General features: G+C 64.8%; 23 protein-coding genes. 9 read left to right on the forward strand and 14 right to left on the reverse strand.

The annotated features are described in order from the left end of the window. Position 1: 1 nt before the first annotated feature. The 7 genes from tmk (at position 2) to mazG (ending at position 6,259) form a co-directional block, all read left to right on the forward strand. Entirely contained in the window at positions 2 to 649 is a 648-nt protein-coding gene (tmk, locus tag ACNI3Q_RS02930; protein ID WP_426273925.1) for a dTMP kinase, read from the forward strand. Then, the gene (locus ACNI3Q_RS02935) at positions 646 to 1,638 is read left to right on the forward strand and encodes a DNA polymerase III subunit delta' (RefSeq protein ID WP_426273926.1); all 993 of its coding nucleotides are present in this window, start codon (positions 646 to 648) and stop codon (positions 1,636 to 1,638) included. Before tmk ends, ACNI3Q_RS02935 begins: the two co-directional genes overlap by 4 nt. A 39-nt stretch (positions 1,639 to 1,677) precedes the next feature. Beyond that, positions 1,678 to 3,234 carry a methionine--tRNA ligase gene (metG, locus tag ACNI3Q_RS02940; RefSeq protein ID WP_426273927.1) on the forward strand — a complete coding sequence of 519 codons (1,557 nt, stop codon included), beginning with the start codon at positions 1,678 to 1,680 and terminating at the stop codon, positions 3,232 to 3,234. Next, positions 3,231 to 4,013, forward strand: a complete 783-nt coding sequence (locus ACNI3Q_RS02945; protein WP_426273928.1) for a TatD family hydrolase — start codon at positions 3,231 to 3,233, stop codon at positions 4,011 to 4,013. Before metG ends, ACNI3Q_RS02945 begins: the two co-directional genes overlap by 4 nt. Then, complete coding sequence (locus tag ACNI3Q_RS02950; RefSeq protein WP_426273929.1) at positions 4,010 to 4,777, forward strand: MBL fold metallo-hydrolase; 768 nt, start codon at positions 4,010 to 4,012, stop codon at positions 4,775 to 4,777. The genes ACNI3Q_RS02945 and ACNI3Q_RS02950 overlap by 4 nt, the downstream gene beginning before the upstream one ends. Then, entirely contained in the window at positions 4,774 to 5,376 is a 603-nt protein-coding gene (locus ACNI3Q_RS02955; RefSeq protein ID WP_426273930.1) for a retropepsin-like aspartic protease family protein, read from the forward strand. Before ACNI3Q_RS02950 ends, ACNI3Q_RS02955 begins: the two co-directional genes overlap by 4 nt. Before the next feature lie 139 nt (positions 5,377 to 5,515). After that, positions 5,516 to 6,259 (forward strand): nucleoside triphosphate pyrophosphohydrolase, encoded by a 744-nt coding sequence (mazG, locus tag ACNI3Q_RS02960; protein WP_426273931.1) that lies wholly within the window; start codon positions 5,516 to 5,518, stop codon positions 6,257 to 6,259. A 10-nt stretch (positions 6,260 to 6,269) separates the two neighbouring features. On the opposite strand, the gene ACNI3Q_RS02965 is transcribed toward mazG, so the two are convergent. The 3 genes from ACNI3Q_RS02965 to recR form a co-directional block, all read right to left on the reverse strand. Further along, positions 6,270 to 7,736 carry a DNA recombination protein RmuC gene (locus ACNI3Q_RS02965; protein WP_426273932.1) on the reverse strand — a complete coding sequence of 489 codons (1,467 nt, stop codon included), beginning with the start codon at positions 7,734 to 7,736 and terminating at the stop codon, positions 6,270 to 6,272. 103 nt (positions 7,737 to 7,839) lie between these two features. Continuing rightward, positions 7,840 to 8,367 carry a peptide deformylase gene (gene def / locus ACNI3Q_RS02970; protein WP_426273933.1) on the reverse strand — a complete coding sequence of 176 codons (528 nt, stop codon included), beginning with the start codon at positions 8,365 to 8,367 and terminating at the stop codon, positions 7,840 to 7,842. 31 nt (positions 8,368 to 8,398) lie between these two features. Then, positions 8,399 to 8,995 carry a recombination mediator RecR gene (gene recR / locus ACNI3Q_RS02975; RefSeq protein ID WP_426273934.1) on the reverse strand — a complete coding sequence of 199 codons (597 nt, stop codon included), beginning with the start codon at positions 8,993 to 8,995 and terminating at the stop codon, positions 8,399 to 8,401. Positions 8,996 to 9,046: 51 nt separating this feature from the next. On the opposite strand from recR, the gene fmt reads away from it, so the two are divergent. Then, positions 9,047 to 9,955 carry a methionyl-tRNA formyltransferase gene (gene fmt / locus ACNI3Q_RS02980; RefSeq protein WP_426273935.1) on the forward strand — a complete coding sequence of 303 codons (909 nt, stop codon included), beginning with the start codon at positions 9,047 to 9,049 and terminating at the stop codon, positions 9,953 to 9,955. Continuing rightward, positions 9,952 to 10,692: a tRNA pseudouridine(38-40) synthase TruA gene (truA, locus tag ACNI3Q_RS02985; RefSeq protein WP_426273936.1), complete on the forward strand. Its 741-nt coding sequence runs from the start codon at positions 9,952 to 9,954 to the stop codon at positions 10,690 to 10,692. Before fmt ends, truA begins: the two co-directional genes overlap by 4 nt. On the opposite strand, the gene ACNI3Q_RS02990 is transcribed toward truA, so the two are convergent. The 11 genes from ACNI3Q_RS02990 to ACNI3Q_RS03040 form a co-directional block, all read right to left on the reverse strand. Beyond that, positions 10,683 to 11,891, reverse strand: a complete 1,209-nt coding sequence (locus ACNI3Q_RS02990) for a class I SAM-dependent RNA methyltransferase (RefSeq protein ID WP_426273937.1) — start codon at positions 11,889 to 11,891, stop codon at positions 10,683 to 10,685. The two genes, truA and ACNI3Q_RS02990, sit on opposite strands and share 10 nt — an antisense overlap. A 145-nt stretch (positions 11,892 to 12,036) precedes the next feature. Continuing rightward, on the reverse strand, positions 12,037 to 15,069 hold the full coding sequence (locus ACNI3Q_RS02995; RefSeq protein ID WP_426273938.1) for a TonB-dependent receptor domain-containing protein: 3,033 nt from the start codon (positions 15,067 to 15,069) through the stop codon (positions 12,037 to 12,039). 41 nt (positions 15,070 to 15,110) lie between these two features. Further along, positions 15,111 to 16,109 carry a glycosylasparaginase gene (locus tag ACNI3Q_RS03000; protein WP_426273939.1) on the reverse strand — a complete coding sequence of 333 codons (999 nt, stop codon included), beginning with the start codon at positions 16,107 to 16,109 and terminating at the stop codon, positions 15,111 to 15,113. Further along, positions 16,106 to 16,618, reverse strand: coding sequence for a glycosyl hydrolase family 95 catalytic domain-containing protein (locus ACNI3Q_RS03005; protein WP_426273940.1), 513 nt, complete (start codon positions 16,616 to 16,618; stop codon positions 16,106 to 16,108). Before ACNI3Q_RS03005 ends, ACNI3Q_RS03000 begins: the two co-directional genes overlap by 4 nt. A gap of 450 nt (positions 16,619 to 17,068) precedes the next feature. Next, complete coding sequence (locus ACNI3Q_RS03010) at positions 17,069 to 17,452, reverse strand: hypothetical protein (protein WP_426273941.1); 384 nt, start codon at positions 17,450 to 17,452, stop codon at positions 17,069 to 17,071. Further along, positions 17,439 to 19,160 carry a dihydroxy-acid dehydratase gene (gene ilvD, locus ACNI3Q_RS03015; protein ID WP_426273942.1) on the reverse strand — a complete coding sequence of 574 codons (1,722 nt, stop codon included), beginning with the start codon at positions 19,158 to 19,160 and terminating at the stop codon, positions 17,439 to 17,441. Before ilvD ends, ACNI3Q_RS03010 begins: the two co-directional genes overlap by 14 nt. A gap of 11 nt (positions 19,161 to 19,171) precedes the next feature. Continuing rightward, positions 19,172 to 19,906, reverse strand: coding sequence for an N-formylglutamate amidohydrolase (locus ACNI3Q_RS03020; RefSeq protein ID WP_426273943.1), 735 nt, complete (start codon positions 19,904 to 19,906; stop codon positions 19,172 to 19,174). Continuing rightward, positions 19,903 to 20,637 (reverse strand): enoyl-CoA hydratase/isomerase family protein, encoded by a 735-nt coding sequence (locus ACNI3Q_RS03025; RefSeq protein ID WP_426273944.1) that lies wholly within the window; start codon positions 20,635 to 20,637, stop codon positions 19,903 to 19,905. Before ACNI3Q_RS03025 ends, ACNI3Q_RS03020 begins: the two co-directional genes overlap by 4 nt. Before the next feature lie 144 nt (positions 20,638 to 20,781). Next, positions 20,782 to 21,612 (reverse strand): 4-(cytidine 5'-diphospho)-2-C-methyl-D-erythritol kinase, encoded by an 831-nt coding sequence (locus ACNI3Q_RS03030; protein ID WP_426273945.1) that lies wholly within the window; start codon positions 21,610 to 21,612, stop codon positions 20,782 to 20,784. Positions 21,613 to 21,615: 3 nt separating this feature from the next. Next, positions 21,616 to 23,154, reverse strand: coding sequence for a tetratricopeptide repeat protein (locus ACNI3Q_RS03035; protein ID WP_426273946.1), 1,539 nt, complete (start codon positions 23,152 to 23,154; stop codon positions 21,616 to 21,618). A 64-nt stretch (positions 23,155 to 23,218) separates the two neighbouring features. Next, entirely contained in the window at positions 23,219 to 24,880 is a 1,662-nt protein-coding gene (locus tag ACNI3Q_RS03040) for an electron transfer flavoprotein-ubiquinone oxidoreductase (protein ID WP_426273947.1), read from the reverse strand. Between the last annotated feature and the right edge of the window lie 8 nt (positions 24,881 to 24,888).

Consider the following 24,888-nt stretch of genomic DNA (forward strand, 5'->3'; position numbering starts at 1 on the left):
CATGCAGCCGGGCGTCTTTATCTCGTTGGAAGGTGGGGAGGGGGTGGGCAAATCGACCCAGGCCCGGCTGCTGGTCGCCGCGATCGAGGCGGCGGGCCGCCGCGTCCTGCTGACCCGTGAACCAGGCGGCAGTCCGGGTGGTGAGGCGATCCGAGCCCTGTTGATGCAGGGCGATATCGGGCGATGGAGCGCGCGCGCCGAAACATTGCTGTTCGCCGCGGCCAGGGCCGATCATGTCGAACGGGTGATCCGGCCTGCACTGGCCGAGGGAAAGGTCGTCATCTGCGACCGGTTCATCGATTCGACGCGCGCCTATCAGGGGGCGCAGGGCATGGACGATGCCGCGATCCTCGCGCTGCACGCGTTCGGCAGCGAAGGGCTGATGCCCGATCGAACGCTGTTGCTCCATCTTGCCGGTCATACGGGCATGGCGCGGGCCAAGGCGCGCGATGGTGGCATCGCCGACCGGTTTGGTGCGCGCGATACCGATTTCCACCGGGCCGTGGCAGCCCAGTTCGAGCGGATGGTCGCGGCTGATCCCGACCGGTTCAGGTCAATCGAGGCATCCGGTACGCAGGAGGCTGTGCATCAGCGCGTGATGAGCGCCATCACGGATTTGCTCGACCGACCGGGCGAACTGGCACCATGACGTCACTGGTCGGCAATCGGCCGGCGCGCGAAGCCTTTTTCGATGCGGCGCGTGGCGGTTCGCTGCACCATGCCTGGCTGATCGCGGGACCAGAGGGGGTGGGCAAGGCCAGCTTTGCCACGCATGCCGCCGCCCGGCTGCTCGCCGCCAGCGGGTGGGGCATGGCGCCGACGGACGAACCGCTGGCCGAGGATCATCCCGTGGCGCGGCAGATGGCAGCCGCCGCCTACCCCGATTTCCGTCTACTGGCCCGCTTGCCTAAGGATCCCGAAAAGCCGGACGTCGATATTGCTAGGTCGATCACTGTCGATCAGGTGCGGGCGCTTGGCCCGATGCTTTCGACGCGGCCCAGCATGGGCGAACGGCGGGTCATTCTGATCGACGCGGTCGACGATCTGGCGCGCGAAGGGGCCAATGCCCTGCTGAAAAGCCTGGAGGAGCCGCCGGCGGGGACCATCTTTCTACTGATCAGCCATGCGCCGGGCCGGTTGTTGCCCACCATCCGGTCGCGCTGCCGTCTGTTGCGGTTCGATCCGCTGAGCGATGCGGAAATGGGCGTCGTCATCGACCGCGCCTTGCCGGACCTGAATGCAGAGGATCGCCGCGCCCTGATTGCCGCGGGTGCCGGATCGCCGGGGCGGGCAATTGCCTATGCCCATCTGGACATGGCCGAGCTCGAGCGCGCTTTTGCCAAGCTGCTGTCGGAGGGCGATGGCGATAACCGGATCCGGCTGCATCTGGCCAAGGCGCTGTCCGGCAAGGCGGCGCAGGAACGGTATGAGGCGTTTCTGGCGCGTGCGCCGTCGGTTGTGGCCGACCATGCCCGGCATCGGCGCGGTGAGCCGCTGCGGCAGGCACTGGATGCCTATGCGCGGGTCCGCGCGATCGCGTCGGTCGCAGTGCCGCAATCCTTTGATGCGGGAGCGACGGTGTTCGAGATCGCCGGCATCCTCGCGGGATTGGCGCTGGACGACCGAAAGGCCGCCTGAGCCCTTCAAACAGGCGACAAACCCCGCTAGAGCGCGGGCATGAGCGACCCTTATTACATCACCACGGCGATCCATTATCCCAATGGCCGGCCGCATATCGGCCACGCCTATGAAATGATTGCGGCGGACGCAATCGCCCGCTTTCAGCGTCAGGCGGGACGCGATGTGCGATTTCAGACCGGCACGGACGAGCACGGCCTGAAAATGGTGCAGACGGCGCGCAAGGCCGACAAGGAAACACGGGCGTTCGCTGATGAAATGTCGTCCTACTTCATAGAGATGGCGGACAAACTTCACATCAGTCATGATCGTTTCATCCGCACCGTCGAACCGGATCACCACCGCGCCAGCCAGGCGATCTGGCAAGCGATGGCCGATGCAGGCGACCTGTATCTCGATCGCTATGAGGGGTGGTATTCGGTCCGCGACGAAGCGTTTTACGAGGAAAAGGAGCTGACCGAGGGGGAAGGCGGCATAAGGCTGTCCCCGCAGGGTACGCCGGTCGAATGGACGGCAGAGGAAACCTGGTTCTTTCGCCTGTCGAAGTATCAGCAGCCGCTGCTCGATTTCTATGCCGCCAACCCGGAATTCATCCGTCCGGAAGGGCGCCGCAACGAAATCCTGCGCTTTGTAGAAGGGGGTCTGGTCGACCTGTCGGTGAGCCGCACCAGCTTTGACTGGGGTGTCGCCGTGCCGGGCAGTCCGGGCCATGTCATGTATGTATGGGTCGATGCGCTAACCAATTACCTAACCGGTGCCGGCTATCCCGATGCACCGCAGGGGAACCGATACTGGCCCGCCGACCTGCACCTGATCGGCAAGGATATTGTTCGCTTTCACGCGGTGTACTGGCCCGCCTTCCTGATGTCGGCCAAGCTGCCGTTGCCGAAACAAGTGTTCGGGCACGGATTCCTGCTGAACCGCGGCGAGAAGATGTCGAAATCCACCGGCAATGTCGTCGATCCGATCGCGCTTGCCGACCTGGTCGGGGTGGATGCGCTTCGCTACTTCCTGCTCCGCGATATCAGCTTTGGTCAGGACGGGACGTTCAGCGACGAGGCGATTTCGACGCGCGCCAATGCCGATCTGTCCAACAGCTTCGGCAATCTGGCCCAGCGTACGCTGAGCTTCATTGCGAAGAACCTGGATGGCGCGCTTCCCGAACCCGGTCGCGCCGATCCCGCCGACGCCGCGCTGATCGCCGATGTGCGTGCGGGGTGCGCCCGCTTCCGTCAGCAATTCGAAGAGTTGTCGATCGCCCAGGCACTGGAAAGCTGGATGAGCGCGGTGTTCCTCTGCAACGCCTATATCGACGCTCAGGCGCCCTGGGCATTGCGCAAGACCGATCCGGAGCGGATGCACGCCGTGCTGGGCACGCTGGTCCGCGTTATCGGCGACCTTGCCGTGCATATCGCGCCGGTCGTGCCGACATCGGCCGCTCGGTTGTTGGCGCAGATCGGGATCGAAGATCTGAGCTTTGCCAGCGTGCAGGACCATGGCTGGTACGACCGGCTTGCGGCACAAGGCTTTCGCATCGCGCCGCCGACCCCCATCTTTCCGCGCATCATGCTTGAAGCACCGGAGACTGCTGCGTGAAGCTGGCCGACAGCCATTGCCATCTGAACTACAAGGGGCTGGCCGAGGATCAGGCCGCAGTGATCGCGCGCGCACGCGACACGGGCGTCGTCGCCATGCTCAACATCTCGACCCGCGAACGCGAATGGGACGATGTGCTGGCGGTCGCGGAGCGGGAGCCGGACGTCTGGGCGACGGTCGGCATCCATCCGCATGAGGCGGACAGCCACCCTGATGTGGATACTGACAAGCTGATTGCCCGCGCCGCGCATCCCCGCGTCGTCGGTATCGGCGAAACCGGGCTGGATTATTATTACGACCATAGCGACCGGGATCGGCAGAAATCCTCATTCCGGTCGCATCTGGCGGCATGCCGTCAGACGGGCCTGCCCGTCGTGGTGCACACCCGCGATGCCGAGGCGGACACCGCAGCGATCCTGCGCGAGGAGTTGGGGCAGGGGGTGTTTCCCGGCGTAATCCATTGCTTCACCGCCAGTGCCGATTTTGCCCGCACGGCGCTGGGCCTTGGCTTCTATATCTCGATTTCAGGGATCGTGACGTTCAAGAACGCCCGCGATCTTCAGGAAACGGCTACGTGGTTGCCGGAGGATCGCCTGCTCATCGAAACGGACGCACCGTTTCTGGCGCCTGTGCCGCATCGTGGAAAGACGGGCGAGCCGGCCTTTGTCGCCGATACCTGCCGCTTTCTGGCCGGATTGCGCGGCGTTGACCCGGAAGCGTTGGCCGAGCGGACGCGGGCGAATTTCCATACCCTCTTCGCAAAGACGGTCGACGCGTGAAGATCCGTATCCTGGGGTGCGGCACCTCGTCGGGCGTGCCGCGCATCGGGAATGACTGGGGTGCCTGCGATCCCGACAATCCGCGCAATCGCCGGCTACGCCAGTCGGCGATCGTCAGCACGCGAACCACCCGCATCCTGATCGATACCGGTCCCGACATGCGCGAGCAGCTGCTGGCGGCTGAGGTGGAAACCGTGGATGCCGTGATCTGGACCCACGCCCATGCCGATCATTGCCACGGCATCGACGATCTGCGTCAGATGATGCACGCCCTTCGCCGCCCTGTCCGTGGCCTTGCCCGGCCTTTTGCAGCGGAGCAGATCGAAACGCGGTTCGATTATATCTTTCACGGCCGGGCCGGCTATCGACCCAGCGCAACGATGGAAGTGCTGCCCGATCGACTAACCATCGGGGACATCGAAGTGGCCGTGGTGGATCAGCCGCATGGCGGCATCACCAGTGCCGGCCTTCGCTTTACCGGGCCGAATGGCGGGACGATCGGCTATTCCACTGACTGCAATACCCTGACCGAGGCGATGGCCGCGACCTTTAGCGGCGTTGACCTGTGGGTTGTCGATGCGCTTCGCCGGGAGCCGCATCCAACCCATGCCCATCTGGCCGAAACGCTAAGCTGGATCGAGCATTGCCGCGTGCCGAATGCAGTGCTGATCCATCTGGACCAGAGCATGGATTATGCGACACTCTGTCGGGACCTGCCCCCTGGCGTCGTGCCCGGGTATGACGGAATGGAGCTCGCCGTATGACCGAGGGACAGGTGCTGGCGATGATATCGTCGATTGCCGTCCTCGTCCTGGCGGCTTCATCCCTGATCGCGCGGCGTGCCGAAGCGTCGCTGATGTTGAAATCCGTGCTTGGCTGGCTGGCAATCGGTGCAGTGATTGCGGTTGGCGTCGCCTTCAAGTCCGAGATTTCATGGTTTTTCAATGATGTCGGTGCAAGACTTGGCATGACGAATCAGCGGGTCGAGGGCGGCAATGTTCGCATTCCCAAATCCGGCGACGGCCATTTCTATGCTCTGGTTCGGATCAACGGTGTCGAACGGTCGATGCTGGTCGATACGGGCGCAACGACCACCAGCCTGTCGATGGAAACCGCCAAGGCGGCCGGGATCGAATTGTCGGATCGCGGACCCTTTACCCAGGTATCGACAGCCAATGGCATCGTGATGGCGCGCGAGGTGCGGATCGGCTGGTTTCAGCTCGGTGATCTGGAAACCGAAGACCTTGGCGCGCTGGTCGCGCCGAACTTTGGCGACGTGGACGTGCTTGGCATGAACTTTCTGTCGCGCTTGAACGGCTGGCGGGTCGAGGGCAACGACCTGGTGCTGGAGGCAGGAAACTGAGGCAGGAGGGCTCGGCCCGACACGACCGACTAGCCCAATATTTTACATAATGTATATTATCAGTCTTCTGGAATTTTGCGGTGGGGCGTCTGGTGCTGACGGCAACCGCCACCCCTTGCCCTTGGATGGAGAAAAATCGGTGATCGAACGGCTGGTGACGATCATGGCGCGGTTGCGCGATCCGGAGCATGGCTGCGAATGGGATCTGGCGCAGGATTTCGCGTCGATCGCGCCATACACCATCGAGGAAGCCTATGAAGTCGCCGATGCGTGCGAGCGTGGCGACATGGCCGATCTGAAGGATGAGCTTGGCGATCTGCTGCTCCAGGTCGTATTTCACAGTCGCATGGCGGAGGAAGCTGGCCACTTCGCGCTTCCCGACGTCGTCGCCGGGATCAGCGACAAGATGGAACGGCGCCATCCGCATATCTTCGGCCCCGACCAGCGTGGCGACCATCAGCTCTGGGAACAGATCAAGGCGGAAGAGCGCGGTGCCAAGGGCGCAACCGGGGCGCTGGACGGGGTCGCCATCGGCCTGCCCGCGCTGCTTCGCGCCGAAAAGCTGCAGAAGCGGGCCGCACGGACGGGCTTTGACTGGCCGGATGCCGATGGTCCGCGTGCCAAGGTGATAGAGGAGATTGCCGAAGTAGACGCCGCTCCGACCCCGGATGCCGTTGCAGAGGAGATCGGTGACCTGCTGTTCGCGGTCGTCAATTGGGCGCGGCATCGGGGCGTCGATCCCGAAGCTGCCCTGCGCGCCGCAAATGCCAAGTTCGAAGGGCGTTTCCGTCTGATGGAGGCGATGGCCAGTCCGCAATTCGCGGCGCTATCGCTGGATGACAAGGAAGCGCTGTGGCTGCGGGCCAAGGCGGCAACAGACTGACCGGCGACGGTTACGGGGTAACCGGGTCGACGGTCCCCTGCTCAGCGTCGGCGGACACAGATTCCGGCGCTTCCTCGCCCTTCCCCGCCCCAATCTGTGCGGTCTTTTCCGGCTCGACGTTCAGCTTGGTCAGCGGTCTTGGCGAATGGTCGATCACGGGCAGCGGCTCGATGGACTTGCCCGCCGTTTCGATGTTGAGCGTCTCGAACCGCTTGGCCGACGTCATCACCTGGGATTCAAGGCTGCCGACGAAGCTGTTATAGGCGCCCATAGCGGCGCCCAGATTTTTGCCCAGCCGCTCGACATGGCTGCCCATCGTCACGATGCGGCCGTGCAATTCCCGGCCCAGTTCCGCGATCTGCCGCGCTTCCTTGGCCAGTTTTTCCTGGCGCCACACGGCATCGACAGTGCGCGCGATCGCGATCAGATTGGTCGGCGTGGCGATCAGCACCCGGTGGTTGAACGCATAGTCCCAAAGTTCCGGATCATGGTCGAGCGCGGCGGACAGGAAATGCTCGCCCGGAACGAACATCACCACATAATCGGGCGCATCCTCGAACTGCTGCTGGTAATTCTTGCTGCCCAGCTGATTGATGTGGTTTTTCATCGACGCGACATGCGCGGTCATGTGCAGCGCCTTTTCGGCGTCTTCCACCGCGCCATGCGCATCCTGATAGGCGTTGAGCGATACCTTGGCGTCGATCACCAGCGACTTGCCGCCGGGAATGCGCACGATGGCGTCGGGGCGCAGCCGGTTGCCGTCGCTTTCGACGCTGACCTCCATCTCGAAATCCGTATGTTCGGCAAGGCCGCAGGTTTCGAGCACGTTGCGCAGCTGCTGTTCGCCCCATCGGCCGCGTGCCTTGGGCGCCGAACGGAGGGCATTGACGAGTTTAGATGCCTCGGCCCTCACCTCGTTCTGGCCCAGTCGCATCTGTTCGATCACGCCGGCCAGATTGCCGAAATCGGTCTTTCGCTCTGCCTCGATCCGCCCGACTTGCTCCTCATACCGCTTGAGCGAGGTTTCGACCGGTTGCAGCAATGCACGGATCTTGGCCTCGTTGCTGTTGCCCGCTTCGGCAAAGCGCGCATCGGCCCGCTTGAGAAACTGGTCCTGCGCCTCCTGCAACGTCTTGGCGGCGACTTCGGAAAACTGGGTGCGAAGCTGTTCCTTCGCAGCTTTCAACTCGTCGATCACGCCCTGCGCCGCGCGCAGATCGGAGCGGATCTGCACCAGTTCCAGCCGAGCGACGTCCCGTTCCTCACGAAACTGTTCCAGCGCGCCGCGCAGTTCCGGCACCTGCCGCGCTTCGCTGGACGCCTCGGCCAGTTCGGTGATTGCCCGCTTGAACTCCGCCTCTCGCAGATCGCGTTCCGCACGGGCCTCCGCGATGCGGCGCTCACCGGCAAACCACCCGGCGGCAAGCCCCACCGCAAGCGCGACGACGACCAGCAAGACAATAATCAACGGATCCATGATCACCCAATCCCCGGAACGAAGCGGGAACTTAAACCATGGTTATCGGCGGCACAAGAGCCGGACAGGACCCCCTGCCCCGCCGGTGACTCCGCCTGGCCGATCAGGCAGCTGCCTTGCGCGCCTTGGCGAGTTTTTTCAGGATCATCTCGCGCTTCAACCGCGACAGGTGGTCGATGAACACCACGCCCTGAAGATGGTCCATCTCATGCTGGATGCATGTGGCGAGCAAACCCTCGAACACCTCGTCATGCGCATTGCCGTCCTCGTCCAGCCACTTCACGCGGCACCGGGCGGGACGTTCGACATCCGCAAACTGTTCGGGCACCGACAGGCAACCCTCGGTATAGACCGACTGATCGTCCGACGGATCAAGGATTTCGGGATTAATGAAGACGCGGGGGTGGCGGATCGGCTTGCCGTCCTCACCCTCTTCTTCCTGCAGGTCCATCACGATCACACGCTTCGGCACGCCGACCTGGATGGCGGCAAGGCCGATGCCCGGCGCATCGTACATAGTATCGAACATGTCCGCGATCAGTGCGCGCAGATCGTCGTCCACCGTGTCCACCGGCGTAGAAATGGTGCGCAGGCGGGGATCGGGAACCTCGATGATCGGAAGAATAGCCATGGCGGTGATTTAGGTTCAGGCCCGGTGCCGGTCAAGCGACCGGCCGCCGCGCCCTCAACGCCTGTGCCAGCGTGCCTTCGTCCAGATAGTCCAGCTCGCCGCCGACCGGCAGGCCATGGGCAAGCTGGGTCACGCGCACCGGGAACTGCTCCAGCCGCTCGGCCACATAATGGGCCGTCGTCTGTCCCTCCAGCGTCGCGTTCATCGCCAGCACCACCTCGTCCACGCCGCCGCCCTCGATCCTGCGGACGAGCAGATCGATGGTAAGATCCTCGGGCCGCACCCCGTCCAGCGCCGACAATCGGCCGCCCAGCACGTGAAAACGGCCGGGGAACAGCCGCGCCCGATCCAGCGCCCACAGGTCGGCCACCTCCTCCACCACGCAGATGGACCGGGCATCGCGGCGCGGGTCGGAACAGATCGCGCAGGGATCGCTGGTGTCGATATTCCCGCACTGGCTGCATGGCGTCAGCGCGGCCGAAACCGAGGACAAAGCCCGCACCAGCGGCTCCAGCACCGTCTCCCGCCGTTTGAGCAGGTGGAGCACGGCGCGGCGCGCTGACCGGGGGCCAAGCCCGGGGAGGCGCGACAGGAGCTGGGTGAGCGTTTCGATCTCGGACGAGGCCATGACTGACATTAAGGGCTTGCGCGCCGGGCTGCCAAGGGGTTGAGACGGGATATGCGGATCATCTTCATGGGCACGCCGGCCTTTGCCGTTCCGGTTCTCGACGCGCTGATCGATGCCGGTCACGAGGTTGCGGCGGTTTACAGCCAGCCGCCCCGCGCGGGAGGGCGTCGAGGCAATGCCCTTACCCCCTCCCCCGTCCATGCCCGTGCCGAGGCGCTGGACATCCCGGTAAGCACGCCCGTGTCGCTGAAGGCAGAGGCGGAGCAGGCCAAGTTCGCCGCAATCGGCGCAGAGGTCGCGGTGGTTGCCGCCTATGGCCTGATCCTGCCGCGCGCGGTGCTGGATACGCCGCGGCTTGGCTGTCTGAACGTCCATGCTTCCCTGCTGCCGCGCTGGCGCGGGGCCGCACCCATTCAGCGCGCGATCCTCGCCGGAGACGTCGAAACTGGCGTGGGCATCATGCAGATGGCGGCCGGACTGGACACCGGCCCTGTCCGGTTGGAGGGGCGGACGATCGTTGACGGCAAGACCGCGGGTGAGCTGACAACAGAGCTGGCGGCGATGGGCGCGCGGCTGATGGTGCAGGTGCTGTCCGACCCCGCCGCCTATCCCCCGGTAGAACAGCCGCTGACCGAAGTGACCTATGCGGCAAAGATCGAAAAGGCAGAGGCCAGGATCGACTGGACCGCCGGAGCCATCGCCGTCGAACGACAGGTGCGCGCGTTCAACCCCGCGCCGGGGGCGTGGTTCATGCTGGGCGATGAACGGATCAAGCTGCTGGCGGCAACCCCGGTGGAGCGGGATGGTGCGCCGGGCGAGGTGCTGGACGATGCGCTGACGATCGGCTGCGGCACTGGCGCCATCCGCGCGCTGACCGTGCAGCGGGCCAGCCGGGGGGTGACCAGCGCCGCCGATCTGCTCCGCGGCCTGTCCATTCCGGCGGGCACCCGGCTGTCGTGACGCGCTTCGCCTTTACCGTCGAATATGATGGCCGTCCCTTCATGGGCTGGCAGCGTCAGGCGCATGGGCCCAGCGTTCAGGCATCGATCGAGCGGGCGATCCATGCCGTGACGGGCGAGGCGGCGACGGTCCATACCGCGGGGCGGACCGATGCGGGCGTTCACGGCATCGCGATGCGGGCTCATGCCGATATCGACCGGGAGATCGCGCCCTTTCGTCTGATGGAAGGGATGAACGCCCAGCTTCGGCCCGATCCGGTGGCGATCCTGGATTGCATCGTCGTCCCGGATGACTGGCATGCGCGGTTTTCCTGCATCGGTCGCAGTTACGAATACCGGATCGTCAACCGCCGCGCGCCGCTGACCTGGGAACGCGGCCTTGCCTGGCGCGTGCCCCAGCCACTGGCCGAAAGCGCGATGGCTGAGGCAGCCGGGCACCTGATCGGACGGCATGACTTTACCACCTTTCGGTCCGCCCATTGTCAGGCGGACAGCCCGCTGCGGACACTGGATCGGCTCGACGTGGTCCGCGATGGCGACCGGGTGATTGTTTATGCCGCCGCTCGATCCTTCCTCCACCATCAGGTGCGCTCGATGGTCGGATGCCTGGCACTGGTCGGCATGGGCCGCTGGCATCCGGATCAGGTGGCCGCAGCGCTGGCCGCTCGGGACCGGTCGGCATTGGGCCTGAATGCCCCGCCCGACGGGCTATACTTCGTTGCGGCCCGTTATCCCTGACGCGAAAAGCGCGATGCCAGCTCGACATGCGTCGACCAGCGGAACTGGCCGACGGGACGCACCCAATCCAGCCGATAACCGCCTTCGCACTGCGTTTTCGCATCTCGCGCGAAGCTGCTGGGATTGCACGAGATATAGCTGACGATCCCGGCGCCAGATTGGGCGATCTGGCCCACCTGTTCGCGCGCACCGGCGCGGGGCGGGTCCAGGATGATGGCATCAAACCGGCCGCAATCCGCCGCCGATACCGGGTTTCGAAACAGGTCGCGGTGATCGGCCGCGATGGCTATGCCCGCAGCGCCTGCTCCCGCCTTCATCGCCAGCACGGCATCGCGCGCCGCCTCGGCTGCATAGACGCGGCGTCCTGGCGCCATGGCAAAGGCAAAGGTGCCCAGTCCCGCGAACAGGTCGGCAATCATGCGCGCATCGCCCACGGCCTCTCGCGCGGCGGCGATCAGCGCTGTTTCGCCATCTGCCGTCGCCTGCAGAAAGCTGCCTGCCGGCATCGGTACGGGCACCCCCGACAGGGTGATCGTCACCGCATCCGGTTCCCACCGGGTTTCTGGGCCGAACCCTTCATCCAGGCTCAGCCGGGCAAGCCCGTGCGCCTCCGCAAAATCGGTGATGGCCAGCGCGGATTCCAGCCCGGTACTGGCAAATCCCTTGATCAACACGTCCGGCCCCTGATCCGTCAGGGTCAGGTGAAGGTCGGCCCGCCCGCGTGCAGGCATGATCCGGGACAGCAGCCCCCGGATCGGCTCGATCAGCGCAAACAGCCGGGGATGCAGGATCGGACATTCGGAAAGGTTGATCAGCCGGTGGCTGCGCTCTGCGCTGAACCCGATCAGCACCGTTCTGCCGCGCCGTTCGACGTGCAGCGCAGCGCGCCTCCGGCTGGCGGGCGGCGACAGATGCGGCACCAGCAGCTCGGTCTCAAGCCCTTGTGCCGCCAGTGCATCGCGCACCCGCGCCGTGACAAAGCCGGCATAGCTTTCGTCGTCCAGATGCTGAAGCTGACATCCGCCACAGGCCGGAAAATGCCGGCATGGCGGCGACTGATGGTGCGGGCCGGGCAGGATCGTGCCGTCCGACGTCACCCGGTCGCCGGGCGCGGCTAGCGGCACCGCCCGCCCGGATGCAGTCATGCCATCGCCGCGCGCCGCAACCCGGACGATGGTTTCCGTCGGGGTGTCGGACATTCGGCAAGGGCTTTCAGCAGAGATGGGATCCGGTCATCGGCGGCCATGGCCCCCGCGATGCGCAGCCATACCCCGTCTGCCGGGCCATGCAAGCCAGCCCCGCAGTCGCAGGGGCTGGCCTGCCTGTCCCCGACGCTATGCCCGGTCAGTACCGAACCGTCACACCGATCGCGATCTGCCGCCCCAGCCCGTCGTATCGCGCGGAATTGGTGTTGTTGCGCGACAAGGTCAGGTCATAACTGTTCGGAAACAGCGGCGGCGTTGTGTCGAGCAGATTGTTGGCCAGCAGCCGCAACGTCATCCGCTTGTCGATCACCATGGTCATGGCCAGGTCGAAATAGTCATACGCCTCGACCCGGTTGAACGTGGTGCGCGCATCCGCTTCGGTATAGCCGATGCCCGGATCGTTCGAATTGAGCGTCAGCGTCTGCGGCCCGATATAGCGCCAGTTGAGCGACAGGCTGAACACATCGTCGGCCGTGGTATAGGTAGTGCGCAGGCCATGCTGCCATTTCGGGAACGAAACGCCGCAGCGCGGTCCATAAAACCCGACGCAGTTACGGGGCAGGAACTGCGTCACGCCATTGGCATCCACATACTGGGGCGCATCCTGACCGCCGACATAGGTGGTGCGAGTACCGTTGAACAGGAAGTTTAGCCGCCCCGCCTGATTGAGGGACAGGTCATATTGCGCCTGAACGTCCCAGCCATGCGCCTTTGACTTGTAGAAGTTGGTCGTGCCCTGGCGGAAATATCCGGCCGTGGGATTGCCCGCCGCGGCGTTGAAAAGGATCGAGCTCGTCGGATTGCGCACAACGCCGGAACAGAAAAAGGGCTGACCGGTGGCAAGGCAGCCGTTCAAATAGTAGCTGGCGTCATTGTACCCGATCGAATCGTCCAGATCGATCAGATACCGGTCCACCGACACGGTCAGGCCGGGCAGGAAACGCGGCTTCAGGATGACGCCGAACGTCTTGGTATAGGCGGTTTCCGGGCGGATATCGAACCCGCCATTGCGGGTGGTGCAGTTCCCCTCCGGACAAGCCAGCGCCTCGCTGCCATAGAGCGCATCGGCTAGGCCGGTGTTGCGGCACTGCGCCAGCGTTGCGGTCGGCGCGACCAGATTGCCATTGGGGTCGCGCGTGCTGGCGCACGGATCCTGCAGCAGCACCTGCCCATAGGTCAGGTTGGTCGCCTGGGCGATCTCGATCACCGTTGGCGCGCGCTGCGCCTTGTTGATCGAACCGCGCAGGGTGATGTCGGGGATCGGGGCCCAGACACCCTCTGCCTTCCACGTGGAGAAGCCCTTGTCGTTGCTGCTGTACTTGGAATAGCGATAGCCGCCGTTCAGCTGAAGCAGGTCGGTCCACGACTGATCCTCGACCAGCGGAACCTGCACCTCGACATTGGCCTCTCGCGCCGACTGGCGGAAACTGGCGTCATTGCCACCATTCTGGTCCCGGAACGCCTGATCGGCGAAGCTGCGGAAATTGTCCTCGCGATATTCCAGGCCAAGGGCGATCGCCACGCCCTGCTTGGCAAAGGGTGACGTGATGCCATAGGTGCCAAGGTCGCCGTTGATCGTCGCAATGACGTCATACAGCTTGCCGATACTGGTGTTCTCCCCCCCTTCCAGCGCGAACAGATAGTTGACCAGATCGGCGGTGCCGGAATTGGCGCGGAAGGCATCGAATGGGATACAAGCGGGATCGGTGCCGTCGATGACCGATGCACAGGTCGGCACGCCGCCGACCGATACCACGTTCAACGACCGGTTGACCTGATCGAACCCCGGCAGGATCGACGGCCGGTAATCCTGACGATTGCGGGAATAGACGCCGCCGACGTCATAGCTCCACCCTTCGGCAAAGCTGCCCCGGACGCCGCCGGTAATCCGCAGCGCCTGGTTGATATAGGTGTCCTCGACATCGGGCGAGTTGGCAAAGCGATACCGGACGTCGAGCGGCGCCAGCACGCCCGTGCCGGCCGCCGCGCCGCAGATTGCGCTGGCCTGTGTCTGCGACAGGAACGGATTGTTGCAATTCACCTGAAATGGCTGATCGCCATAAACCGTGAACGACAGCACCCGCGACGGAAACGGGTTGGTCGATCGGTCCCGGAACCACAGGACATTGCTGTACAGCTCGGCCGCGTCGGACAGCTTCAGCGTGGCAAAGCCGCCGGCATTGTACCGTTCCAGCTGCCGCTGGTACGACAGGCCGTCAAACGGGTTGGCAGCATTGCCCGGTCCCGCGCCATAGGTCACGAAATCCCGCGTCCCGGCCGGATTGTTGACGAACCCTGCCCCGTTGTTCGGCCCCGAACGCGGCGAGATATAGCCGCTGGTGGAATAGGTCGACAGCTGACAGCTCAGCGGCCCGTCCGGTGTCAGCTGCTGCAAGTAACAGGGGGAGTTCGACCGGGCACGATACGGAACCAGTTCCGCCTGACGATAGCTGAAAAAGCCCGTAACGCTCAGCTTGTCGTCAAAGAACTTCTTGCCCAGCGTCAGCGTCAAATCCGAACGGCCACCATCCGTGCCGCCGGAGGTGGATGGGGAAAACCCGGACGCCTCCGCCACCGGGCTAGCCAAGGTCCGTTTGTTATCATGGAGATAGAAGTTATAGTTCGCATCCAGCCGCACGCCTTCAAAGTCGCGGTCCATGATGAAATTGACCACACCGGAAATCGCATCCGACCCGTAAACCGACGACGCCCCGCCCGACAGGATATCGACCCGCTTCAGCAGCGTTACCGGGATGATCCCCGTATCCTGGGCATTCTGCGTGCCAAGCCGCAGGCCATCGACCAGCACCAGCGTCCGTTCAAAGCCCAGGTTGCGCAGCTTGATCCGCTGACGCCCATCCGAATCCTGATAGCTTTGCTGGGCATCCGGCGAGATCTGGGGCAGGCGGTTCAGCACCTCCTCGACCGAGATCGGCGCCTGCGCCTTGATCTCCGCGTCTGTGACGGAAGTGATCGGTGCCGCCGCATTGGCATTGGGGCGAAGGATGCGGCTGCCGGTTACGACAATTTCGCCGGGATCGACTTGATTGGGCTGTTCCGGCGTTTCCGGCTGCTCTGTCTGTGGATCGGCGGCATCCTGCGCTGCCGCTGCGGCGGGCAGTCCGGCCGCCAGAATGGAGGTGGCCAGCAGCCATCCGGTCATCTTGATCATGCTACGCTCCCTTACCCGGCGCCGTCCCCCGGCGCCTTTACTCACTTCTTTTCAGGCTCCATCGATTTCGCCTGATGCACCGACGTCCGGCCCGACTGGTCGGTCACGGCATAGGTAAAGCCGGGCAGCAGCGACCCGGCACCAACGCGCCCATCGCGGCCGATCGCCAGAAACGCCACCTGCGTGCCGTTCAGCTTGCTGCCACGCAGCCGGGTCAGGTGATTCAGCGCCTCGCGGCACGCCGCTTCGGGCGAGAGGCCGGCGCGCATCGACGCGACCACGCGTGCACTGCCGGCAATCCGCGTCACTTCTTCGCCCAGTCCTGTCGCTGTTGCGCCGCCAACCCCGGCCTCTACAAACAGGCCGCAACCGACTTGCGGGCTGTCTCCGATGCGGCCGTGCATCTTGAACGCCATTCCTGATGTTGTGCAGGCACCGGCCAGTCGTCCGTCGCGGGACCGGCCAAGCAGTCCGATAGTGTCGTGATCCCGCGCGTCTCCCTGAATTGCCTTGCGATTTTCAATATTTGCGATCGGTTTATAGCGTGCGGTTTCAAGCCATTTGCGCCATTCCGCCTCGGCTTCAGGCGTCAGCATGGTCGTCCGGGGGAAGCCGCAGTCCATGGCAAAGCGGGTTGCCCCTTCTCCCACCAGCATCGTGTGCGGTGTGCGATCCATCACCGCCCGCGCGACAGATATGGCGTGCATGACGTGTTCCAGCGCCGCCACCGCGCCGACATTGCCCGCATCGTCCATGATGACCGCATCCGTCGTCACCCTGCCGTCCCGATCGGGATAGCCGCCATAGCCGACGGAATGGTTCGTCGGATCGGCCTCCGGCACCCGTGCGCCCGCCTCCACGGCATCAAGCAGGGAGCCGCCTGCAGACAACGTCCGATACGCCGCATCATTCGCCGCAGCGCCAAAATCCCAGGTCGACAGGAACATCGCCGGCGCGTCTCGCCGAATGGCCGCCTGCGGCGCTAGCGGAGTGGCCGCAACCGCGCCCAGAAGATGCCGCCGGCTCATCCCGATCGTCATGCTACCCCCCGCTTCGTTATGATCCGGGTGACGCGCCCCGCTCGCAAATTGTGCCCGATGACTTGGTTGACGCCCGTATGCGCCACTGCAAAGCGGTGACAGGGAAGAGGCGTCACCCAGCGCATAACGGTTTTGGCCAGGTTACAGCATTCCGCCGGCCAGTGGTTCATCACCATCTTGATGTTCTTCGTGTGATTGCGGCTCCACGGCGGCCGGGCCTTATCGTTCCCGATCCCGTGAAGGATTGCCGGCTGCGTCCCCGGACGGGAGGAGGCGATCAGCAGATAGCGGCCGAAGTTGAATGACTGGGCCGAAAGCGCCGGATCCGGCGTCATGCAATAGGGCGCGGGTCGATAAATACTGTTATCGCCTGGATGCACGGGGTCGAGGATCAGATCGCCAAGCGGCTTGCACCTGCCACGGTATAGACCCTGCATCGACCGCGAAGGGGCGTCCAGCCATTGCGCTGCAGACCGACCAAGCAAAAGATGATGGGCCTCGTCCGCCATCGTACAGCGATCGTGGCCCACGGCAGCTGCGGGCGGTTGGCGTGCCGGAACATCCATCGTTGCGAGAGCGACGGCGGACCTTCGGTTGATACCGGCGCCGTCCATGCCTCGCAGCATATCAGTCCCTGTACCGGTCAACGGGCGGCGGCTTCGTTCAAGCTGACGAGCCGAGCCGGCTAGCGGGGGCGGCCATCGCGACCATCCGCCTGTGGCACCCTATTCCCGACACCCCTGTCATTTGTCAGCCCCTCAGCCCGCGACATGCGCCAGCAGTTTCATATGCGAAAGCGAATGTCCGTCATACAGGCGAACGCTTCCGGTCATCGCAACAACGGCAATGTTCGTCGGGCCCGGAACAATTCGTTCCGGCCCGACTGGATCAGACGAGCGGTGCGGTGGGATAAGCGTGATCGGTGGTTGCGCGCGATCGACTGTCGGCGCGGCGATGGACTATGGCGTCGGGGACAGTGCGCTGGCCGGGATGCGGTAACGGGCATTGCCAATGGTCACGTCCTGATCGCCATTCGATGCCGGTGTGACGCGGGCCGGTTCGGCGCCATCGGCAGCAGTCAGGGTCCGTCCGCCCTGACCCAGGCGAAAGCGGTGGAACCCGCCATCGGGCAGCCGCGCGGTCAGCACGACGCCCTCTGCATCCACTGTCCGGTCGAGCAGGCACTGACGCGAAAACGCTGTTTCGCCGGGCGACGCGCACTCGATACCATTGGCCGCCTGTTCGGCGTCCGGCTGTTCCTGCGCTACCTTGCCGGGTTGCGGCTCGCTCCCGCCACACCCGGCCAGCATCAGCAACAGGGCAACGGCGCTAGATATCCGCATAGACATGACGTTCGGCCTTCGCCCCCGGATGCGTTACCGCGCCCTTGTAGGCCGGACCGACCGTCTGTGAATAGCGATACAGCGCACCGGACTGATAGTCATTGATCCGCGGTTGCCAGCGCGCACGGCGCTCGGCCAGCACCGTATCGTCGACCAGCAGGTCGATTGTCCCCGCCTCTGCATCAATGCGGATGGTGTCGCCATCCTCGACCAGTGCGATGGGCCCGCCATCCGCTGCCTCCGGCCCGACATGGCCGATGCAGAAGCCGCGCGTGGCCCCCGAAAAGCGGCCATCCGTGATCAGCGCGACCTTCTCCCCCATGCCCAGGCCATAGAGCGCGGCGGTGGTCGACAGCATCTCGCGCATGCCCGGCCCGCCCTTTGGCCCTTCATACCGGATAATGACAACGCAGCCCTCGGCAATGTCGCGCGCCTCGACGGCTGCAAATGCGTCCTCTTCCCGGTCGAAACAGCGCGCCGGCCCCTCGAACTGAAGGCGCTTCATGCCCGCGACCTTCACGATCGCCCCTTCGGGCGCAAGGGAACCGCGCAGGCCGACGACACCGCCGGTCGCCGTGATTGGCGCTTCGACCGGATAGATCACCTTCTGATCCGGGTTCCACGTCACCTCGTCGATATTCTCGCCCAGCGTCTTGCCGGTCACCGTCATGCAGTTTCCGTCCAGGAATCCGCCGTCCAGCATCGTCTTCATCAACATATAGACGCCGCCGGCCTCGTACATGTCCTTGGCGACATATTTGCCGCCCGGTTTCAGGTCAGCGATGTAAGGCGTTGATTTGAATGCCTCGGCAACGTCATGCAGATCGAACTCGATCCCGGCCTCATTCGCCATGGCGGGCAGGTGCAGGGCGGCGTTGGTCGACCCGCCGGTGGCGGCCACGACGCGCGCTGCGTTGATGAATGCCTCCCGCGTACAAATGTCGCGCGGCCGCAGGTTCCGTTCGATCAGGGTCATCACCTGCTCGCCCGCCGCAATCGCTACCTCTTCCCGGCTACGATAGGGCGCGGGCACCATGTTGCTGTTGGGCAGCGACAGGCCGATCGCCTCTCCGACACAAGCCATGGTGTTCGCCGTAAACTGGCCGCCACAGGCACCGTGACCGGGACAGGCGACCTTTTCCAGCGCGATCAGTTCGTGCAGGGGGCAGTTGCCGGCAGCATACTGGCCGACCGCCTCGAACACATCTACCACGGTGACGTCGCGGTCGTGATAGCGGCCGGGCAGGATCGACCCGCCATAGACAAAAATCGATGGCACATTCAGGCGCAGCATTGCCATCATCATGCCCGGCAGCGACTTGTCGCACCCGGCAAAGGTGACCAGCGCGTCATAGCAATGGCCACGCACTGACAATTCGACCGAATCGGCAATTACTTCGCGGCTGACGAGGGATGACTTCATCCCCTGATGCCCCATCGCGATCCCGTCGGTAACGGTGATCGTGTTGAACCGGCGCGGCATCCCCCCGCCCTGGATCACGCCAGTGCGCGCGGCATCCGCCTGAATGTCCAGCACAGTGTTGCACGGCGCAGAGTCATTCCCTGCACTGGCAATGCCGACAAAGGGCTTGGCAATATCCGCCTCTTCGATGCCCATGGCGTAGTAATAGCTGCGGTGCGGTGCGCGCTCCGGCCCCATGGAAACATGGCGGCTGGGCAGACGGTTCTTGTCGAAACGATTGGTCATGGCGCGCAAGCCTATGTCGTCAAATGCCCCCCTGACGCAACCCTGTTACGCAATGTGGCGATCATTTCGCCCAAATGACCCGCCCAGGCATCGATCCCGGCGGGTGTCAGCAGTTGATCGTTGCGGACTTCGATGGCGATTCCGGCAATCCCCGCGGCCTCGGCATGGCGGTTGATCGTCGTGTTGAGATCGCGGCCCGAATAGGGCTGATTATCGCCGGGCGACAGGCCCTGTGCCGTCAGCGCAGCCAGCGCCGCCGCTCCGGTCCACCGATCCCGGTTGTACAGAACGCCAATCGTCCATGGCCGGTACACCGGCGCAGTCTCAAGCTCCGGCGTAAAGCTGTGGATCGCTACGATCAGATCGGGGCGATATTGGCGGACGGCGCTGGCCACGGCGCGGTGATAGGGGCGGTGAAAGCGCGCGATGCGCTGTGCGGCATCCGCATCCCTGTTTCCGGGGACCTCATGCCCATCCGATGCTATGGGGATCAGCCCCAGCCGGTCCGGTTCGCGGTGCAGATCGATGACCAACCGGGAAACAGTGCCCAGCACCGCTGGCCAGCCCATGCTGGCAGCCAGAGTGCGGGTTAGCGCGCCCGCCCCGATATCATAGGCGATGTGTAGATCGAGCAGCGCCGGATCGATACCAAGATCAACGTCGGCGGGCACATGATTGCTGGCATGATCGCACAACAGCAGCGCGCCGCCCGCCGCACCATCAATGCACTCCGCTGCCTCGTTCATTGGCGACCCAGCCCCGACCGGGCAGCGTTCAACCGCGCCGTGAAGGACGGGGCGCCGAACCGGTCGAGAAAGCCGGCCCCGTCATCCGCCGCGTCGGGATCGGCGATCCTCTGCTTCAGCAGCGCCATCGCCGCGCCGTCGTTTGCAATCATGGTCTGTGCCATCGCCTCCGCCGCTACCTCCGGGCGTTCCGCCACCTGATCGACAAGGCGCAGTCGCAACGCTTCATCCGCCGCAATCCGTTCCGCTGCCAACAGCAGGCGCGCAGCCCCGCCCGGTCCGGCCCGTGCGGTCAGGCGGCGAACATCCGCCACCGGATACGTCAACCCGATCCGTGCCGCCGGGATGGAAAAACGGGCCTGTCGCCCGGCCAGCACGATATCGCACGCCATCACCAACGCGACGCCTGCGCCATGGCATTCCCCATCCACCACCCCGATCACGGGAAGGGGCATCGCCGCCAGCCCGTCGATCGCCGCCCGCATCGCGACCAGAAATGAATGGCGTGCCGCAGGATCGTCGGCCAGCGCCGGAAACTCGTTCAGATCGGCACCGGCGCAGAAACAGCGGGGATCGGCGGACCGCAACAGCACGACCTGTGCATCGCTGTCCGCAAAGGCTGCAACCGCCTCCGCCAGCCGAAGCCAGTGCCGTGTGGCCAGCGCGTTTCGCGCCTCGGGCCGGTTGAGCGTCAGGATGGCGATGCCGCCGAGATGCGCGACGTCGATCATCGCGGCATCCGCTGGCGTAAAGGATGGCGCTCGCCCTCGGACTGGGGCCATCGGCGGACGTCCCGCTCCCGGCGTCTGATCCGCTGTGGCCGGATTGCCCCCGGATCGGTCATTTTTGGGTTCAGGACCATGGTAAAGCCGGCATTAGGGCCGAAGCCGCGTCGGACAGACCCACCATCCAGCCTGAATGGATGCCCGTTCGGCCGCCGCCAACATTCGCTCCTCGCTGTCGAACAGCGCAAAGCATGTCGCCCCGGATCCCGACATCCGCGCCAGAACCACCCCCGGGGACGCTTCCAGCAGCGCAAGCGGCGCATCAATGCCGGGAGCGACCAGCCGGGCGGGCGGATACAGGTCGTTTCGGCCATCCAGCGCCGCCTCCATGACGTCATCCGTCCGCAACGGCCCGCGATCCACGCCATCCCACCGCGCAAACACCGCCGCCGTCGACACCGCGATGCCCGGATTGATCAGCAATACCGGCCGTCTGGCCGCTCCGATCAGCGGTTGCAGCTGCTCGCCCCTGCCCCTGCCCATGGCCGTTCGACCGAACAGACAAGCCGGCACGTCGGAACCAAGCCCGTCGGCCAGGTCATGCAATCGGGCGTCATCTGCCCCTATACCCGTCATCCGCGCCAGCGCACGCAGCGTCGCGGCGGCATCCGCCGATCCACCGCCGATACCGGATGCGACCGGCAGGTTCTTGACCAGTTCAATCGCGACAGCTGGCAGGCCAAAGGCCGCCCGAAACCGATCCCGCGCCCGCGTTACGAGATTATCGGATTCGGCATCCAGCGCTGCGCCAAACCGCCCACAAATGCGAAATTCGTCGCGCTCGGCAGGCTCCACGGACACGACATCCCCTGCCTCGACAAAGGCGAACAGCGTTTCCAGTTCATGATAGCCGTCCGGGCGGCGCGCGCGGACATGCAGGGCCAGGTTGATCTTGGCCGGGGCCGGTTCCGTTATCCGCATGGATCAGTTGCCCTTCAGGCCAGCCTCGATCTTGGTCGACAGCCGCGCCGCCTCGTCCGTGTCGGCATAGACCGCCGCGGCACGCCACGCATATCGTGCCTCGTACCGGCGACCCAGCTGCCAATAGGCGTCGCCCAGATGCTCCTGAATGGTCGTGTCCGCCGGCTCGGCACGCGCCGCCTTTTCCAGCAACGGCAGCGCCCGTTCCGGTTCGCCGCCACGGTAATAGGCCCAGCCAAGCGAATCGACGATGGATGCATTGTCGGGGCTCAGCATCACGGCCCGCTCCAGCAGCTTGCGCGCCGCCTTCACATTTTCGCCACGCTCGATCTGTGCATAGCCCAGATAGTTGAGCGCCAGCGGCTCGTCCGGCGCCAGTTCGACCGCACGCTTCAACAGGGACAGCGCCTCGCGCCATCGACCGCCCCGCTCCAGAGCACCGCCCTGTTGCAGGGCCAGCGCCCATTCCGGGCCGGCGCCGCGCTTTCGCGCCTCGCCATAGGCTGCGGCAGCGCCAAGTTCGTCACCCGATGCGCTCAGCAAATCGCCCAGAACCTGATAATCATTGCCGTCCGCCCCGGCCCGCGCGGCAACCTTTCGGGCATCGACCAGTGCCTCGTCGATGCGACCAGCGGCTTGCAGGATCGCGATGCGGGCACCGGGGACTGCAGCGGCAAAGGGGCTGTCCGGTTCGATCCGTCCAAGCTGCGCCAGCGCCAGATCGGGCGTCCCCTCCCGCGCTAGGTTATCGGCCAGGATCAGCTGAGCCCGGCTGTGCGCGGGATCAAGGATCAGCGCCGCCCGCGCAAGCACCATGGCCAGGGGCTCCGTTCCCCCCATCGACAATTCGCCGCCTAGCCGGGTGAACAGCCGCGAAATGCCGAACCGGGCATCCAGCTTGCGCGGCGCGGCGTGGCGCGAACGATAGGCGACCAGCACCGGATCGTTGCCGGTCAGCAGCAGCGTGGCAAGATCGGGCCGGCTGCCCGCCAGCAAATCGACCGCGGCGATGCGGCTGTCCATCGCGCTCCGCCCCGTCTGGCCCAGCGCAAGCAGCTTCTGCATCCCCTTTTCCGGCTGACCCTGGTCGATTTCCATCAGCGCAGCGGATTCGGTTGCGTACCGGCGGGCGATCGCGGCCGGGGGCGGGACCGACATGGCGGCCAGCGCGGCGCCTGGATCGGTATCATACTGGATCCACGCGGCAATCACCGGCGCCATGAAATCGAGCGGGGTCGATTTCAGCGAGGCGAGTGTTGATGCCGCCGCCGCCTTGTCACCCCGCGCCAGATGATCGGCCAGCACGATCAGCGCGGCATCGGCCGGCTGCCCCTTGGCCCGGGTCATCGCATCGATGGATGCCAGCGCGAGTTTGGTGTCGCCGGACGCAATAGCCTCGCGATAGGCGCGAACCGCGATCTGTTCGTCCTGGGGCAGCTGCGCCAGCGCGGCGGCATAGCCGGAAACGGCGGTCGGCACATCTCCGCGTGCATCGGCCGCACGGGCGCGGGCATACGCACTGATGGTTACGTCAGATGCCATTGCGGCGCCCGGTGCCGTCATCGCCAGCGCCGCGATCAGAACGGCGACGCGCGGCCCGCTATGGTTACATGTTCGGATAATTCGGTCCTCCACCGCCCTCCGGCGCAACCCAGACGATGTTCTGGGTAGGGTCCTTGATGTCACAGGTTTTACAGTGAACGCAATTCTGCGCATTGATCTGAAAGCGCGGGCTGCCGGTTTCCTGTCCGACAACCTCATAGACCCCGGCCGGGCAATATCGTTGCGCCGGCTCGTCATACAGGGGCAGGTTGTGTTCGATCGGAACGGCTGGATCCTTGAGCTTCAGGTGGACCGGCTGGTCCTCCTCATGATTGGTGTTGGACAGGAACACCGAGGACAACCGGTCGAACGAGATCACGCCATCGGGCTTCGGATAATCGATTTTCGGGACCAGATCGGCGCGCCACAGGCTTTCGTGATCCGGGTGGTGGCCCATCGTAAACGGCAGGCGCAGGCCCAGCTGTTCCGCCCACATCGCCGCCCCGGCAAGCCCGGTGCCGATCGTATCGCCAAACTTCTTTACCAGCGGCACGGCGTTGCGCACGATGCGCAATTCCTTTTCCACCCAGCTGGAACGATAGGCGTCGGCATAGGCGGTCAGCTCGTCGCCCGACCGGTCTGCTGCCACGGCGTCAAAAGCGGCATCGGCGGCCATTATGCCCGTCTTCATCGCGGTATGGCTGCCCTTGATCCGGGGCACGTTCACGAACCCGGCCGAACAGCCGATCAGCGCGCCGCCCGGAAACGTCAGCTTTGGCACCGACTGCCAGCCGCCGTCATTGATCGCCCGCGCGCCATAGGACACGCGCTTCCCGCCCTCCAGGATCTCGCGGATCGCCGGATGCGTCTTCCATCGCTGCATTTCGTGAAACGGCGACAGATGCGGATTGGAATAATTCAGCCAGGTGACAAATCCCAGCGCCACCTGGCCATTGGCCTGATGATACAGGAAACCGCCGCCATTCGACCCCGCCGTCTCGCTCAACGGCCAGCCCTGGGTGTGGATCACGCGGCCGGGCACGTGCTTGTCGGCCGGAATATCCCACAATTCCTTGATGCCGATGCCATAGACCTGTGGCTCGCTGTCGGCCGCCAGATCATATTTCGCGATCAGCTGCTTGGACAGGTGACCGCGAACCCCCTCGGCAAACAGGGTGTAACGCGCGTGCAGCTCAAGGCCAGGCTGATAATCCGGCTTGTGCGATCCATCGCGCGCCACGCCCATGTCGCCGGTGGCGATGCCCCGCACCGATCCGTCCTCGCCGAACAGCACCTCTGCCGCCGCAAATCCCGGAAAGATTTCGACGCCGAGCGCCTCTGCCTGTCCCGCCAGCCAGCGGCACAGATTGCCCAGCGATCCCGTGTAGCAGCCATTGTTGTGCATGAACGGCGGCAACAGGAAATGAGGAAACTCGCGCTTGCCCTTGCCCGACAGGACCCAGTGATGGTTTTCCGTCACCGGCACCTCTGCCATCGGGCAATCGAGCGTGCGCCATTCGGGGATCAACTCGTCCAGGGCGCGCGGATCGAACACCGCACCCGACAGGATGTGGGCGCCAACCTCCGACCCCTTTTCGATGACGCAGACGGACAGCTCGCGACCCTCCGTCTCCGCCCGCTGCTTCAGCCGGATCGCGGCAGACAGCCCGGCCGGTCCAGCCCCCACGACCACGACGTCATAGTGCATGGATTCCCGCTCGCTCATCGATCGTC

The sequence above is a fragment of the Sphingomonas eleionomae genome (genome assembly GCF_049889035.1).
Classification (GTDB): domain Bacteria; phylum Pseudomonadota; class Alphaproteobacteria; order Sphingomonadales; family Sphingomonadaceae; genus Sphingomonas.

Coding starts and splice junctions, on each gene's coding strand:
- ilvD (WP_426273942.1), bottom strand. CDS start 19,160: ATGACCAATCGTTTCGACAAGAACCGTCTGCCCAGCCGCCATGTTTCC.
- ACNI3Q_RS03025 (WP_426273944.1), bottom strand. CDS start 20,637: ATGATCGACGTCGCGCATCTCGGCGGCATCGCCATCCTGACGCTCAAC.
- ACNI3Q_RS03010 (WP_426273941.1), bottom strand. CDS start 17,452: ATGCGGATATCTAGCGCCGTTGCCCTGTTGCTGATGCTGGCCGGGTGT.
- fmt (WP_426273935.1), top strand. CDS start 9,047: ATGCGGATCATCTTCATGGGCACGCCGGCCTTTGCCGTTCCGGTTCTC.
- ACNI3Q_RS03040 (WP_426273947.1), bottom strand. CDS start 24,880: ATGAGCGAGCGGGAATCCATGCACTATGACGTCGTGGTCGTGGGGGCT.
- ACNI3Q_RS02955 (WP_426273930.1), top strand. CDS start 4,774: ATGACCGAGGGACAGGTGCTGGCGATGATATCGTCGATTGCCGTCCTC.
- ACNI3Q_RS02990 (WP_426273937.1), bottom strand. CDS start 11,891: ATGTCCGACACCCCGACGGAAACCATCGTCCGGGTTGCGGCGCGCGGC.
- ACNI3Q_RS02965 (WP_426273932.1), bottom strand. CDS start 7,736: ATGGATCCGTTGATTATTGTCTTGCTGGTCGTCGTCGCGCTTGCGGTG.
- ACNI3Q_RS03030 (WP_426273945.1), bottom strand. CDS start 21,612: ATGCGGATAACGGAACCGGCCCCGGCCAAGATCAACCTGGCCCTGCAT.
- ACNI3Q_RS02995 (WP_426273938.1), bottom strand. CDS start 15,069: ATGATCAAGATGACCGGATGGCTGCTGGCCACCTCCATTCTGGCGGCC.
- def (WP_426273933.1), bottom strand. CDS start 8,367: ATGGCTATTCTTCCGATCATCGAGGTTCCCGATCCCCGCCTGCGCACC.
- recR (WP_426273934.1), bottom strand. CDS start 8,995: ATGGCCTCGTCCGAGATCGAAACGCTCACCCAGCTCCTGTCGCGCCTC.
- ACNI3Q_RS03000 (WP_426273939.1), bottom strand. CDS start 16,109: ATGACGATCGGGATGAGCCGGCGGCATCTTCTGGGCGCGGTTGCGGCC.
- ACNI3Q_RS03035 (WP_426273946.1), bottom strand. CDS start 23,154: ATGGCATCTGACGTAACCATCAGTGCGTATGCCCGCGCCCGTGCGGCC.
- tmk (WP_426273925.1), top strand. CDS start 2: ATGCAGCCGGGCGTCTTTATCTCGTTGGAAGGTGGGGAGGGGGTGGGC.
- ACNI3Q_RS03005 (WP_426273940.1), bottom strand. CDS start 16,618: ATGGCGGACGAGGCCCATCATCTTTTGCTTGGTCGGTCTGCAGCGCAA.
- metG (WP_426273927.1), top strand. CDS start 1,678: ATGAGCGACCCTTATTACATCACCACGGCGATCCATTATCCCAATGGC.
- ACNI3Q_RS03020 (WP_426273943.1), bottom strand. CDS start 19,906: ATGAACGAGGCAGCGGAGTGCATTGATGGTGCGGCGGGCGGCGCGCTG.
- ACNI3Q_RS02935 (WP_426273926.1), top strand. CDS start 646: ATGACGTCACTGGTCGGCAATCGGCCGGCGCGCGAAGCCTTTTTCGAT.